Raw genomic sequence first — 14,983 nt, 5'->3', positions numbered from 1 at the left:
AAAAAAACAATGCGACAGATTGTAAGGGCAAGGCAGTGCCTTGCCCTCTAGAATATATTGGTGTCGTCAACATTATTTCATGGGGTATAATCGAAAATTAAAGGTGCGTTAGCCGACGGCGTAACACACCCTACTGGACTGACAAGACTAAAATGTGGCAATATAATTTTCTTGTGGGGTGGACATCTTGTCCGCCCAGGACGGGCAAGATGCCCATCCCACAAGAGTTTGAACAATGCACTATTTTAGTCTAGACACGCTACTACCTCTAAATTACGAATTACGAATTACGAATTACAAATTACCAAGCGTATGGCGCATAATCTTTAAGAAAATGACCATATAAAGGTTCAAATAATCTTTGTAGTATGGTTGAGTTTCTAATAATGGCGAACCGACAGCACTATATTTAATTAAACCCTGTGCTACTTGTATACTACGATGTAGTATAGAATTGGGGATTGGTAATGGGTAATGGGTGAAGGGGAACACAAACACCAAACACCCAATCCCAAACACCAACTACTTATGCAGAAACCAAACGGCGCAAAGATTCAGCACGACGTTTAGCAATAGAATTATTAGGCGCGAATTTGAGGGCTTCTTCGTAGGTTTGTAGTGCCTGTGTATTTAATTTTTTTTCCTCATAAGCATGACCGAGATTATTGAGCGCTGTCACATAATCAGGTTTTAGCTTCAGCGCTTCTTTGTACTGACGAATTGCTAAATCATATTGCTCTTGGGCAAAGTAAGCATACCCTAGCCCATTGTAGATAGGAGCAACAGCTTCTTCTCCCTCTTCTTCGGCTGCTTTGAGAGCTTTTTGAAACAGCGCGATCGCTTGGGAATAGACTTTCTTTTGAGAATAAATACTGCCTAACTCGTAATATTCTTGAGCAGTTCCTTTATCCTTACTCAACTTCTTTTTTAAGCGAGACAAGGAACTTTCAATCCGACGAGTTTTGAAAATTTGCTGGAAAACACTCACAACAGCAAATGTGAGTATACCGATGAAAATCGAGAGATAAACAACCGCTAGACTGTTATCCATTGTCTTGAAATACGAATATAAAGAGTCTTCTTATTTATTATCAGCTGCAAGGGGACTGGGGAACTCGGGGCCCCCTCTGGGGATAAGGTGTAATGGGGATTGGGGATTGGGGACTGGGGAAGAAAATCTGATTACCAATCAATACTGCTCGGTTAAGGATTTTCAACTCGGAATTTGGTTTGGGGAAAAGGTGAAAGGGTAAGGGTTAAAGGTTTTTTCTTGCCCCTTTTACCCTTCCCCTTTTCCCCTTAACCGACAAGTATTGGATTACCAATTACCCATTACCCATTACCTATTACCTATTACCCAATGACAAATGACAAATGACGAATTTATGGTAACCCCCAATCTTGGGCGCGTTGTTTGAGCCAGCCTTCATCTATGTAACGTGCGATCGCTCCATTTACCTGTAGTCTTAAATCATCGTATTGCAAGCCTTTGGGCATGACTACAGATAAAGGGGCTGTGGATAGTTTGGTTGGTAGTAGTCGATATTGGGGATATTGTTGCACCCAACCACTCAAAACGCTAGCATCGGCGGCAAAGGCAGAGACAGCATCGCTTTCTATTTTTTCTCTCGCTTCTTCATAGGATTTTACTCCTACTAACTCAGCATTCGGCACATAGTACTTGATATCGGCAATAGTTGTGGAGTTATTCAGTACAGCGATTTTGCGTTTTGCTAAATCATTGATTCGCTGCATTCCAGTATCCTTTACAACTACATAACTACCATCAAAGTAGTAAGGAACACTGAAACTTACTAAGCGAGAACGTGACTCTGTTGCTGTTACCCGCGCAATGGCAAAGTCAACTTGATTGTTGAATACTACAGATAAGCGATCGCGATTGGCTACGGGTTTTAATTTCACAGCGTTTGCTTTACCTAGCAAGTCACTTGCCAAACGCTGTGCTAAGTCAATTTCCAAGCCTTGCAAATTACCCTTGGCATCTCTAAATCCCAAGGGACGCAAGTTATCTTTGACAGCAATTGTGAAATAGCCTCGCCGCTGAATTTCTGGCATTTGGGCGGCAGATGCAATTGGTACTGTCCCCAAAAAGCAAAAACAAACAATTAATAAAAAGGATAAAGAGTAAAGGATAAAGGATGAAAACCAGTATTGCTGCCAGACACGCATTCTGTGTAGTATGCTGCCTTTTTTCCAGCCCCCCAATTTATTGGGGTATACTTCAGCCTTCATACTTTATACTTCATCCTTAATCCTTTAACCTTTACCTTGGCTGGCGGCTAATTCAGCAATTTTGCCAAAGCTAGCTGGATCGACAACTGCTAATTGCGCCAACATTTTGCGATTGAGTTGGATATCGGCTTTTTTGAGATTACCGATGAGCTTGCTATAGCTCAAACCATGTACCCTTGCTGCAGCATTGATACGAGCGATCCACAGGCGACGGAAATCGCGCTTTTTCTTTTTGCGATCGCGATAAGCACTCCGCAGTGCTTTCATTACCTGTTGATTAGCGGTTCTAAACAGAGTTGAGTGGGAACCGCGAAAACCTTTAGCTAGTTTGAGAATTTTATTGCGGCGTTTACGAGCTACGTTACCGCGTTTTACCCGTGTCATAACTTAATTTTCCTGAAGGACTTACAAATAGGGGAGCATCAAACGTACATTATCTTCGTCGCGTTCGTGTACAAGTCCAGACTTGGACATACTGCGCTTCTTATCTGAAGTTTTATGCTCTAGAAGGTGGTTTTTATAAGCTTTGCGACGAACGATTTTACCTGTACCGGTGGCACGGAATCGCTTTGCAGCTGCTTTACGAGTCTTGAGTTTAGGCATGGTTTGGCTTTGATCGACACAATCTATCATTATATACTAAGCTCATCAGATTGCATGAGCAAAAATAACTCCAATATGCAAATAGATCTGCCAATGGCAGATCTATATAGTTTATGCAGGTAAAGCCTGCGATAGTTATAAGGGCGATAAGACTTATCGGTTCCGAGAAGAAGGAGAAAGAAAAAACTTTAACCAAAACCAAATCAACAGTTTAAAACGCTCCTCTTTATAGTATTAATCTTGTTTGGATACTTCTTTGTTATCTTTTATTTATACTTAATTCCATAATCTTCTCTATATTAATAAGAGAATTTGTAGCGGGCTGAACCGTTGGGATCGTACCAATAATCAGCTATGGAATTGGTGGTATATGAAGATGAATTCCATTGTTCACCAACTAGAACATACTCTGTAATTTTAAATGTTCCATCTTCTTGTGTTTCAATTTCACATTCATTTCCTGCTGGGTTGTACCAGCCACAACCACCCACACAACTTGCTAGTTCTTCATCACTTAATTCTTCAATTAAAGAGTCAATTTCTCTAACATCTTTTGCTATGATTTTCATGCTCAATCAACCTCGATTAACTTTGAATTCATTCTCTACTTAAATAGACTGAATGTAAAGATGGAGATTTCACGAATATTTATTAAATGTAGTAATAATATTATTTAGAACAAAATCGATATTTTGATAAAAATTTTTATTTAAATCATAAAGGTTTCATAAATAACAAGCAATACTACTATGGCTATTATTTATTTTGTAGATGAGCTTGTGTATTTCATAAAGCGATACCTGGCTAAAATGCTTAATATGTCAGGCTTTTAAGTTTATATCATGCCTAAAAAACATAGATAATAATGGCTTATTGAAATGAATTGTATCCTCAATTAATTTCATGAAATATCTCAGCAATATTACTACTGTATTCATTGGAATACATATTCAAGTTCACAAAAAACTTAAAAAAATATACAGTATTTGCTCGCAAATTGAGTATTAAGCAGGAGATATATAAAGGGGAAAAGGAAAACCTGGAATTGTCAGTTCACGTAGTACGGTATCCATGCCAAAGCTTTTCGTGGGTTACGGCTTACTGATACCAATTTGGTATAACTTCGTCATTACGAGCGATAGCGTAAAGCCTTCTCTGCGAGAGGCTGCGTTAACGCTTAACGCGTAGCGTCTCACAGAGAAGTAATACAAATTCTCCAAAATATCGCTACACATAGGCAGCAGGGGGAGAATTATCTGTAGCCTGAATTTAGAGAACTGCTAAGTAACCACGCAAAATTAATTACAGTTATTGCGAGCGCAGCGAAGCAATCTCAACCCTTGCGATTGCTTCATTCCGCTCCGCTCCATTCGCAATGACATTGTGTAATTAATTTTGTTTAACTACTTACAATCTCCTCTGACGCTGGGATTGCTTGCCTACAATTCGTTTCGGTCGCAATGACATGATCAGCATTGCGTAATTCCTATTTAATTACGAATTACGTAGCGCTTTGCGCTTCCCGTAGGGTATTACGAATTACGAATTAATAGCAAATTTATCTGTCGCTGCAATCAATGCACTACGTATTCCCGGTTCGCTCATCGAATGTCCCGCATCAGGAACTACAATAAATTCTGCTTCTGGCCAAGCTCGATGTAATTCCCATGCTGATACCATTGGACAGACTACATCATAACGACCTTGAACAATTACAGCCGGAATATGCCGAATTTTCTCAACATTTGAAAGTAGCTGGTTTTCTGATTCTAAAAATCCTTGATTGATGAAATAATGGCATTCAATCCGCGCAAAGGCTTCAGCAAAATCATTTTGACCAAAATTTCGCATCAAGGCTGTATCAGGGAATAATCTACTAGTGCTAGCTTCCCAAATTGACCAAGCACGGGCTGCTTCTAATCTAATTTGAGTATCTGGGCTAGTTAAACGTTGATAATAAGCTGTTAGCAAATCATCCCGTTCAGCAATAGGAATTGGTTTCAGATATTCTTCCCATGCATCAGGAAAAATATAGCTAGCACCTTCTTGATAAAACCAGCGTAATTCCTTTTGTCGCAGCATAAATATACCGCGTAAAATTAGCCCTGCACAACGTTCGGGATGGGTTTGACTATATGCTAATGACAGGGTACTGCCCCAACTACCGCCAAATACTGCCCATTTTTCTATTCCTAAATATTCCCGCAGTTTTTCAATATCATTCACTAAATCCCAAGTCGTATTTTCTCGCAATTCGGCATGGGGTGTACTTTTACCGCAACCGCGTTGATCAAACATCACCAAGCGCCACTTTTCAGGATTGAAATATTGCCGATAAAAAGGTGGACAGCCTCCACCAGGGCCCCCATGTAATAAAACTATGGGCTTTCCTTGGGGATTTCCTGACTCTTCAAAATGAATTTTATGTAATTCTGATACCTGTAAATAACCTTGTTTATAGGGTTCAATTGGTGGGTAAAGTTCGTACATAAATATAAAATTTATATTTGAATATTAATTGGTTGAAAACCTCATTGTGAGGTGATGAATTCTGACAATATTAGATGACTAAGTAAGTCGGTGAAAACAAATCTCAGAAACGTTAATAGACTTGAAATCCTTACCAATGACAAATCACCAATGACAAATGACCGCCTTAGCTATCTTTAATTGCACCGCTCTACTGATTTTATTGGTAAACCATCCTGAAACACTAGGAGTTGTCCGGGTTCCAAAATTGTCCAAACTTCATTGTCAGTCAGGGGAGTAGTGGCAATAATGGCGACGCGATCGCGTGGTGAAGTCAACTCGCGAAAATCCACTGTCATATCCTGATCGATTAAATGAGCTGCTGCAAACGGCGCTTGGCGTACTATATAGCTTAGTTTAGTGGAACAGTAAGCAAAAAAGTGTTCCCCATCCGATAGTAAGTAATTAAACACGCCCTGTGCTGCAATCTCAGCAGTAACTTTACTGAGGGTAGAATACAGTTCTTCTAGCGGTGGCTTTCCTTCAGGAAACTTTTGCCGCAAAGTTTCTAAGATGATACAGAATGCCTTTTCGCTATCGGTATCGCCCACAGCTTTATAAAAGCCCATATTCGCCGGATTAAAGTCTGGTAAATTGCCGTTATGAGCAAATACCCAATATCTACCCCAAAGTTCTCTTTGGAAAGGGTGACAATTTTGCAAAGCGATGTCACCTTGTGTAGCTTTGCGAATATGAGCAATTACATGAGTAGAATGAATCGGATAACGTCTGACTAAATCTGCCACTGGTGAATGAACAGAGGCTTTAGCATCTAAAAAAATCCGACATCCTTTACCTTCAAAAAAAGCAATACCCCAACCATCGCAATGATCGTCAGTTCTTCCTCCCCGAAGAGAAAAACCTTCAAAAGAAAAGCAGATATCTGTTGGGGTATTGCAATTCATTCCCAGCAGTTGACACATTGTAAAAACCCAGGCCTGGACTATGGAATTACAATACTTCAGATCGCTGCAAAATTTCTGGTGCGATCGCATCAATCTGGGAATTTATCTTGAACGCGCCAATCTTGCATTTTTATTTGAGGAGTAAAACGTCCTAAATTTTAGAAAAATTTACAACTGTGATGAGTTTGTAACGTAATGCGAAAGTCCTACCCTCACAATAGACCCAGAAGTGAAACAGCGATCACAGCTAACAGCTATCAATATAGTTATGGTTCAAACTCACGGTTTTATATAAATAATTAGATTTATCACCAAGGTAGAACTATGCCATAAGTTATTTGAATATTTTGTTTCATACCAAGGTCGGTAACATTTACGAGATACTGTAACAGTGCATCAACATCCTTTATAGCTTTAGCCGTGAGTCTAACTTTTCCAGTTGGTGTTTGTGTCCATGAATATGCAGGAATGGGAAAGCCATGTGCAAAACTGTGTCTTACTTGCAAAATATCGTTTAGCATTTGTCGAGTGGCTAGTGCGTTCATGCTTCTTCTTGACCATACCCAATCGTTGATAGGGTCGTAACCAGTATATTGAACCAGAAGATTACGTGAATTTTCCGCATTTGGCGTATTAAATTGTTTAAGTGATCGCTCTGCTGCATTGTTAGCAATAGAATGAACAGCATGAAAATGTGGGTTTAAAGGGTTTGCAGTGACATCAAAAAAGTTACGAACCAGTTCCTCAATATAAGCTTCCCATCCTGCAACAAACATTGCTAAGGCTGAATGGTAATAAACTTGAGTTTGGCTATTTAAAATTGGGCGCAAGCGGGGATCTATTGCAGTATCACGTAGAACACGAGCCTTTTGAGCCGCTATATCGTACTTTAATGCTGCTGGTGATGGCACGGTGATGCTCTCAAAGACAATTTACAAACGCTTCAAGTGCATCTCGATACCTCTGCAATGGCTCTGGATTTAATTGAACTCGCTCCTCACCAATTTTTTTAGGGCCTGGTTTGATTTTGTGCAAAGGTGTACCAGTTGTTGCAGCCACAACACAAGCACTGTGATAATCAGGAATTTCAATAAAACTTTGGCTCGGTAAGTCTTTAGGGCTAGCAAAAATCTGACGATTTTTCTGATGTATATCATCCATAGTTTTCTTAATAATTTTGTTTATAGCTATAAATGCAGATGCTGCTTTACCTTCATACATAGTCACTCTATTACTCACAAAAGTATGTAATTTTGGCACTGATACACCTTCTTCTTTTGCACGTTTAGCAAAGCTAATTCTTGCATAGGGCGCAGTGTTAGGATCGGTGATTCCATATAAAAGTGCAACCACATTCTCAATTGCACGACGCGAACTGTCATCCGCAGTAAACGGAATAACCACACCTTCTGCTGCAACTAGACCAAGCTGTGTATATACAGCAAAGCTAGGGTTACAATCGATTAAGAATAAAGTATCTCTTTCTCCACTAAATGTACGTAGAGCAACTGTTAAATCTCGAATCCAACTCAGCACCTGTTTCCAAGCATCAATCGGTATTTGTAATTGAGAAGTTTGTCTAATTGCCTCAGAAATGATTTCAAGAAGATTGTCTCCACATATAAGCCTTAAATTGTCAGGTATTTGCGGGTTGAACTCTCTTGGCTCACATACATAAGGAGATATGTCTGTAATCATTCGGAAGGGGGAATTAAGACGTGCTTCTATATAGCCAGCCACAGTTGCACGCGGTGTTTTGCTGCTTAAAGAATGTAGTGCTTTTGGACTATTAAGATATCCTCCTAATAGAGTTTCTGAGACATTGGCTTGAGGACATAGGTCAATTACATAAACATCTGTATCGGAGTGTCGGTGAGCATATTCAGCAGCAGCCACAAAGCAAAGAAAGCTCTTTCCTACGCCACCTTTGTTATTCCAAAAAGCATACGAACTCATTTTTATATTCCTTTTTTAGATCAAATAGTTCCTGCTGATATTGGCAATGCTGCGGAACTTTCCTTTTATTGTTGCAGAATAAAGTTGAGGAAACTGTATTTTATCTCGACTGCGCCATGAAAGCGATCACTCTCTCCATTTACAATTTTTGTGCCTACCTTTGGCTTTGTTTAAATGAGGCTCTCAATTTTATAGGTGAGGAAACCCCTACAGCTTAACTGCCGACTGCGTCTTTCACTGATTTGTTAGACTTAACACACCAGGAACTTTCGGTCAAATCTCTGAATACGCCAGCAGAAGAGGCTATAAATGCTTACAAGTACGCTACTTCTCTCGAACCAACTGCCCAATTTACAGTATTCCTCCACATCGGAACAATTCGATGACACTTGGGAAGCTCCTCTAGCTACCCTATTAGGATTAGGACGGGCTGCTGGTGCGGATTTTGTGGAATTTTTTCTAGAGCGTCGCAACTATATTAGTTGCCTTGCTGAAGATGACTCAATTACCAGTATTTCACCTAGCCTCGCCACAGGTGCGGGAGTTAGAGTCTTTCGCGGTAAAGCTGATTGCTACGTCAGTACCAATAATCTGACATTTTCCGGTTTGAAAGCAGCCTTAGAAAAAGGTCTTTCTATCCTGGGATTACAATTACCTGCACCTAACGCTTTTATCCCAGAAATCAATCTAGAATTACTCCGAGACTACGCCACAAAAAGAGGTAAAGATGGGTGGTTACCTCTGTGTAGCTCTATCCGAGAAATGGGAGAAATTCTACTTGATGGTACAGCCCAATTGCAACGCAAAGCTAGCCACGTGCAATCACGCCGCGCTACTTACTTCCGCGATTGGCAAGAAGTATTAGTTGCAGCTAGTGATGGTACTTTTGCTCGTGATATTCGCCTCACCCAATCGGTAGGATTTAACCTGTTGTGTGCAGATGGAGCTAATCGCGCCTCCATTGGTGAACGTGCTGGTAATACCAGTGATGCCAATTTCCTGAGAACTTGGGATTATCAACAAGCCGCCGAGCAAATATCTGAATCTGCTGGTAAAATGCTCTATGCCGATTACGTAGAATCTGGCACATACCCCATTATCATGGCTAATCACTTTGGCGGGGTAATCTTCCACGAAGCTTGCGGACACTTATTAGAAACTACTCAAATTGAACGTAATACTTCTCCCTTTGCTGACAAAAAAGGTGAGAAAATTGCCCACGAAAGCCTCACAGCTTGGGATGAAGGGCGAGCTGACAATGCCTTCGGCACAATAGACATGGATGATGAAGGTATGCCTGCTCAAAGAACATTATTAATAGAAAAAGGCGTTCTGAAAAACTTCTTAGCAGACAGAACAGGTTCTTGGCGGACTGGACATCCTAGAACCGGAAGCGGTCGCCGTCAAAATTATACCTTTGCTGCTGCTAGCCGGATGCGAAATACTTACATCGCTACTGGTGAATATAGTATTGATGATTTATTTAGCTCTATTGATAAAGGCATTTACTGCAAGAAAATGGGTGGTGGTAGCGTAGGTGCTACTGGTCAATTTAACTTTGGTGTTGATGAAGCTTATTTGATTGAAAATGGCAAAATCACCAAACCATTAAAAGGAGCAATTCTGATTGGGGAAGCAACAGAAATTATGAATAAAATTTCCATGTGTTCTCAAGATTTAGAGCTAGCACCTGGTTTCTGTGGTTCCGTTAGCGGTAGTATCTACACCACAGTAGGACAGCCACATATTAAGGTCGATTCTATTACCGTAGGTGGACGTTAAGGAATTTTAGATTTTGCGTTCGCGTAGCGTGTCGAAGACAAAAGTTGCGTGCGGGGGTTCCCCCCGTTGAGCAAACTTTTCAAGACGGATTTTGGATTGTGAACGAAAAGCAGTTTAAAGATAGAACAAAGCAGCTTGGGTTGCGAGTTATTTATCTAGTTGAGGCACTACCACAAACTAGAACTGCTGATGTAATTGGTAAACAGGTGTTACGTTCAGCTACTTCTGTAGGTGCTAATTATCGAGCAGCTTGTCGAGCCAAATCTACAGCCGATTTGATTGCCAAACTTAGCATTGTAGAAGAAGAAGCTGATGAAACACTTTATTGGTTAGAGATTCTAGTTGAAGCGGGAATGATTTCAGCAGATAAACTAACCAACCTGATGCAAGAAACTGCTGAAATTCTAGCTATGACTGTTGCATCAATCAAAACCCTCAAAGAAAAGCACAAATCCAAAATCTGAATCCTAAAATCTATAATTCACAACACAGTAGCCAAACCTCAAATAAATCCAAAATCTAAAATCCAAAATCCAAAATCCAAAATTGACTATGGCGACTATCAACGAAATTGCAAATTACGCCAAGGAAAATGCAGAGAAGCTTGGCATTAAAAAATTCGATATTTATGGCTCCACTGTAGACGAAACTAGTGTGCAAGTAGACCAAGGTGAGCCAAAACAAGTTAAAGCTTCCAATCGTTCTGGTGTTACAGTTCGTGTTTGGAATGAAGACAATACAATGGGTGTTACCAGCACCACAGATGTAGACCCTAAAGGATTAGAATTAGCATTGAAAACTGCTTATGAAGCTAGTTTCTTTGGTGTCAAGGAAAATGTGCCTGATTTTAGCCCAGAAGCGACAGTTCCTATCGACAATACACCCCACGATAAAGCAGCACAAGCACCTGTTTCTGAACTGATAGAAAAACTAATAGTAGCTGAAAAAGAATTACTTTCAGCGCACCCAGCAATTAAAGGCGTACCTTATAATGGCTTGGCACAAAGAGATATTGACCGTTTTTATCTCAATAGTGAAGGTGCAGCCAGAATTGAGTCCCATTCCATAGCATCAGTTTATCTTTACAGCAAAACTGAAGAGGAAGGGAAAAAACCACGCAGTGCGGGTGCTTTTAGAATTAACCGTGGTGTAGAAAATCTCGATATTAATGGTTGCATTCAAGAAACAGCCGAGAAAACTATCAGTCACTTGAACTATGAAAAAATTAAGACTGGTAAATATCTAGTTGTTTTCTCTCCCGAAGCTTTCTTAAGTTTATTGGGCGCTTTTTCTAACTTATACAACGCTCAAAATATTTTAGACAATCAAAGCTTATCTACCCCTGATGATTTAGGTAAGCAAATCGCTTCGCCTCTACTTTCAGTAGCAGATGATGCATTGCATCCTGCTAACATTGGCGCAGAAAGTTTTGATGGTGAAGGTACACCAACTCGCCGCATTTCCCTAATTGAAAAAGGCGTATTAACCAGCTTTCTACACAGTGCTGGAACTGCGAAAAGAATGAACGCCCAACCCACAGGAAACGCTAGCATTGGTGCAAAAGTTAGTGTTAGTCCTAACTTTTTTCATGTATTTAGAGCCGCCGAGCCTGAGCAAGAATTAAGCTTAGAAACTGCTGAGAATGTGGTTTTAATTGATGATTTGCAAGCTCTCCATGCTGGGGTAAAAGCTTTACAAGGTTCGTTTTCTTTACCTTTTGATGGTTGGTTAATCAATAAAGGTGTGAAGACGAGTATTGAATCAGCCACGGTTGCGGGTGATTTCTTAGAAGTTATGAAATCTATTGTTTGTGTAGAAAAAGAAGCTGAGTTAACACCAGGCGGCGTTTGTCCTCGCATCTGGGTTAATGAACTCTCAATTACCGGAGATTAGCATTTAAAAGTTAGGAGTAGATTAATACTCCTAAACTTTTGCTTTGAATAAGATAAATTCTTTGTGTGGGCACGGCACCAGTAAGATAATTGAGTATACCAAAAGATTATGGATGCCGTGCCCCTACCTATCTGTCACATTCTTTTTCAAAATGGTATTAGTTTGCTTTCCCATTTGCGGAGCGTTCCATAGAAAAGGGGTACACAACAAAATCCCAAATTGTCCGACACAAATTTAAACAATGATTGCGACAGATGGAGTCACACAAGTATCAACTAGACAGCTATTCACAATCCAAAATCCAAAATCCAAAATCCAAAATTGTGTGACTATTCTTCTCCGCCACCGATACCGAGATTGATATCAAATCCATCAGCACCCGTTAAATTAGTTCCAATCATCACAGCGCCATCTACTTGAGCATTATGTAGATGAGAATCGCTTAAATCAGCATTAGTCAAGTTAGCGTTATTGAAGCTGGTACCACTGGCGAAGGCTTTTGTTAAATTCGCCGCTTCTAAATTTGCGCCTGCTAAATCAGCACCTTCTAAATTTGCGCCTTTTAAATTAGCACCTTTTAAATTTGCGTTTCTCAAATCAGCGCCAATTAAGTGAGCGCCGCTAAGATTCACACCTGTTAAATCACATCCAGAACAGGCTCCGGTTTGTAATAAACGTTTTACTTGAGTTTGGGTTTCACCTGCTTGAGCAGAAATTGGAGCAGCTAAAGATAGTGTGCTAAATAAGGCTATTGCTGTCAACAATGTCTGTCTCATAATTCTTCCTCCCTGCAGTTTTAAAAGCTCAACCATCAGTAAAAGATTTACGGATGTGTTTTACTAAAGCAACTGTGTGTGTTAATTGGTAATATATTTCACTCTTACAATTTCATTTTCTCAAATTACAGAATTATGTCCTCATACTACCGAGGTAATTAATTACTTCAATATTGTTTACTTACTCATACCAAGGTTATATTAATGTAAGCAAAAGCTTTTATTTGTAAGTATTTGAGGATTAAATAGAAAATAATTCACTCAGTAACTTTGCAAGTATAATAATAAAATATACCTTTTAGGTGAGAATAATTTGGAATATCAACTGACCCAGAGAAGTGCATAAATACACATTAAACATGCCTACAGATAGAGGCGATCAAATAAATAATCTGCTAAAATTACTGAGCAAACATAATCTATAAATAGAGTTTGAAAATATCTCAAAATATCTATTTAATACCAAAGTATTTTCTAATCAATTACATACAGCAAATTGCTTTGTTAGGTACAGATAATGTACCAGCGTTGTAGCCACTGCGATCGCGAATTATTCGTTGAGAAATCTATTGTAGGGACTAGCGCCAAGGCTGTAACTAATCCCTGCATCTTGATTTAGTTCAAAGTCCACTACAGATGCTCTAAGGATATTTATGAAAGCACTATTGCTTTATCCCCAGTTTCCTCAGTCCTTTTGGTCTTACGATCGCTTTATGGAAATTGCAGGTTTAAAGGCGGCGATTCCCCCATTGGGGATTATTACTGTTGCTGCACTTTTACCTGAAGATTGGGAAATTAGATTTTGCGATCGCAATGTCAATTTGGAAACGGCAGCGGATTGGCAATGGTGTGATTTGGTAATTCTCTCCGCGATGTTGGTGCAGAAGCCAGATTTCCACGCTTTGATTAAAAAAGCTGTGCAATTGGGCAAAAAAGTTGCAGTTGGTGGCCCTTATCCCACTTCTTTACCGCAGGATGCGCTAGATTCTGGCGCGCATTATCTAATTTTGGATGAGGGAGAAATTACGGTTCCGCTGTTTTTGGCAGCATTGAGTCAAGGTAAAAGCTGCGGAATCTTTCGCGCCTGTGAAAAACCGGATGTAACCCTGAGTCCTATGCCGCGTTTTGACTTGTTAAAGCGCGATGCTTATTTGATGATGGCGATGCAGTTTTCTCGCGGTTGCCCATTTAGCTGCGAATTTTGTGACATCATTACCCTGTATGGGCGGAAACCACGCACCAAAGAACCAAGCCAAGCGATCGCAGAATTGCAAACTCTGTATGATTTAGGATGGCGGGGTTCTCTATTTATTGTTGATGACAACTTTATTGGTAATCAACGTAACGTCAAACGTTTCTTAAGAGAATTGATTCCTTGGGTAAAGCAACATAATTACCCTTTCACCTTCATCACAGAAGCTTCTGTGAATTTGGCAGAAGATGACGAACTACTACATTTAATGCGAGAAGCAGGTTTTTATGCAGTCTTCCTGGGGATTGAAACCCCGGATCAAGATAGCTTGCAAGTGACAAACAAATTACAAAATACTCGCAATCCCCTGATTGCAGCTTGTCGCAAAATTAATCAAGCGGGAATGTTGATATATGCAGGGTTTATCCTCGGTTTTGATGGCGAACGCACAGGTGCAGGAAACCGAATTCAAGCTTTTGTAGAACAAACCAGTATTCCTCAACCCATGTTGGGTATTCTCCAAGCTTTACCCAATACTGCTTTATGGAACCGCCTGCAACAAGAACAGCGTTTAGTTACGGGTGTGGGTGCAACGGAAGTAGGAGATCAGAATTCCTTGATGAATTTTAAACCGACTCGCCCCTTAGCGGAAATTGCCAGAGAATATGTAGAAACTTTCTGGACTTTGTATGAACCGCAAAACTATCTCAGACGTTGTTTTCAGCAATGTCTCAATATTGGCTCAAGAACAGAGGGAAAACAAACCATGCAGTTTTCTCCAGGTCAAGGATTGCGCCTGGTTGTAAAATTAATTTGGCTGCAAGGCTTCCAAAGAGCAGAAATTCGCGGACAGTTCTGGCGACAACTGTGGATAATTCTGATGAAAAAGCCGCAAGTTCTCAATATGTATTTGGGTTTATGCGCTGCTGGCGAACATTTTTGGGAGTATCGCGTTTTAGCCAGAAAACGGATTACTCAACAATTAGGCTACGATCCTTTGGCAACTGCGGCATCACCTCAGCCAGAACCAGTGCTAGTGAAGCTTTCATGATTGTTTAAAATACGCGTAGGATGCGTTATTAACGCATCCTAAC

Annotated in this window: 14 protein-coding genes; 4 read left to right on the top strand and 10 right to left on the bottom strand. The window is 40.1% G+C overall.

The window, feature by feature from the left end; all coding sequences use genetic code 11:
- Positions 1-526: 526 nt before the first annotated feature.
- The 9 genes from HGR01_RS03830 to HGR01_RS03790 all read right to left on the bottom strand — a co-directional run bounded on the left by HGR01_RS03830 (position 527) and on the right by HGR01_RS03790 (position 8,246).
- Positions 527-1,051, bottom strand: coding sequence for a tetratricopeptide repeat protein (locus tag HGR01_RS03830; protein WP_045872104.1), 525 nt, complete (start codon positions 1,049-1,051; stop codon positions 527-529).
- A gap of 332 nt (positions 1,052-1,383) precedes the next feature.
- Positions 1,384-2,190 (bottom strand): transporter substrate-binding domain-containing protein, encoded by an 807-nt coding sequence (locus tag HGR01_RS03825; protein ID WP_369792189.1) that lies wholly within the window; start codon positions 2,188-2,190, stop codon positions 1,384-1,386.
- A gap of 87 nt (positions 2,191-2,277) precedes the next feature.
- Positions 2,278-2,637: a 50S ribosomal protein L20 gene (rplT, locus tag HGR01_RS03820; protein WP_045872103.1), complete on the bottom strand. Its 360-nt coding sequence runs from the start codon at positions 2,635-2,637 to the stop codon at positions 2,278-2,280.
- A gap of 21 nt (positions 2,638-2,658) precedes the next feature.
- Positions 2,659-2,856 carry a 50S ribosomal protein L35 gene (rpmI, locus tag HGR01_RS03815; protein WP_045872149.1) on the bottom strand — a complete coding sequence of 66 codons (198 nt, stop codon included), beginning with the start codon at positions 2,854-2,856 and terminating at the stop codon, positions 2,659-2,661.
- 299 nt (positions 2,857-3,155) lie between these two features.
- A complete protein-coding gene (locus tag HGR01_RS03810; RefSeq protein WP_045872102.1) occupies positions 3,156-3,425 on the bottom strand; it encodes a hypothetical protein in 270 nt (89 codons plus the stop codon).
- Between the two features lie 970 nt (positions 3,426-4,395).
- Positions 4,396-5,346 (bottom strand): prolyl aminopeptidase, encoded by a 951-nt coding sequence (gene pip / locus HGR01_RS03805; RefSeq protein ID WP_045872101.1) that lies wholly within the window; start codon positions 5,344-5,346, stop codon positions 4,396-4,398.
- Positions 5,347-5,522: 176 nt separating this feature from the next.
- Complete coding sequence (locus HGR01_RS03800; protein WP_045872100.1) at positions 5,523-6,308, bottom strand: class II glutamine amidotransferase; 786 nt, start codon at positions 6,306-6,308, stop codon at positions 5,523-5,525.
- A 290-nt stretch (positions 6,309-6,598) separates the two neighbouring features.
- Positions 6,599-7,201 carry a HEPN domain-containing protein gene (locus HGR01_RS03795; RefSeq protein ID WP_045872099.1) on the bottom strand — a complete coding sequence of 201 codons (603 nt, stop codon included), beginning with the start codon at positions 7,199-7,201 and terminating at the stop codon, positions 6,599-6,601.
- A 10-nt stretch (positions 7,202-7,211) separates the two neighbouring features.
- On the bottom strand, positions 7,212-8,246 hold the full coding sequence (locus HGR01_RS03790) for a ParA family protein (RefSeq protein WP_045872098.1): 1,035 nt from the start codon (positions 8,244-8,246) through the stop codon (positions 7,212-7,214).
- 309 nt (positions 8,247-8,555) lie between these two features.
- On the opposite strand from HGR01_RS03790, the gene HGR01_RS03785 reads away from it, so the two are divergent.
- The 3 genes from HGR01_RS03785 (at position 8,556) to HGR01_RS03775 (ending at position 11,921) form a co-directional block, all read left to right on the top strand.
- Positions 8,556-10,028, top strand: a complete 1,473-nt coding sequence (locus HGR01_RS03785) for a TldD/PmbA family protein (RefSeq protein ID WP_045872097.1) — start codon at positions 8,556-8,558, stop codon at positions 10,026-10,028.
- Between the two features lie 98 nt (positions 10,029-10,126).
- Positions 10,127-10,492: a four helix bundle protein gene (locus tag HGR01_RS03780; protein ID WP_045872148.1), complete on the top strand. Its 366-nt coding sequence runs from the start codon at positions 10,127-10,129 to the stop codon at positions 10,490-10,492.
- Positions 10,493-10,580: 88 nt separating this feature from the next.
- The gene (locus HGR01_RS03775; RefSeq protein ID WP_045872096.1) at positions 10,581-11,921 is read left to right on the top strand and encodes a TldD/PmbA family protein; all 1,341 of its coding nucleotides are present in this window, start codon (positions 10,581-10,583) and stop codon (positions 11,919-11,921) included.
- Positions 11,922-12,250: 329 nt separating this feature from the next.
- Here HGR01_RS03775 and HGR01_RS03770 read toward each other — a convergent pair whose 3' ends face one another.
- Positions 12,251-12,697: a pentapeptide repeat-containing protein gene (locus tag HGR01_RS03770; protein WP_045872095.1), complete on the bottom strand. Its 447-nt coding sequence runs from the start codon at positions 12,695-12,697 to the stop codon at positions 12,251-12,253.
- Positions 12,698-13,350: 653 nt separating this feature from the next.
- Between HGR01_RS03770 and HGR01_RS03765 the strand changes: the two genes are divergently transcribed.
- On the top strand, positions 13,351-14,940 hold the full coding sequence (locus HGR01_RS03765; protein WP_045872094.1) for a B12-binding domain-containing radical SAM protein: 1,590 nt from the start codon (positions 13,351-13,353) through the stop codon (positions 14,938-14,940).
- Positions 14,941-14,983 lie beyond the last annotated feature (43 nt).

Source organism: Tolypothrix sp. PCC 7712, from assembly GCF_025860405.1.
GTDB lineage: Bacteria > Cyanobacteriota > Cyanobacteriia > Cyanobacteriales > Nostocaceae > Aulosira > Aulosira diplosiphon.
Note: the sequence above shows the minus strand (reverse complement) of the source record. Positions and strands in the feature narration are given on the sequence as shown.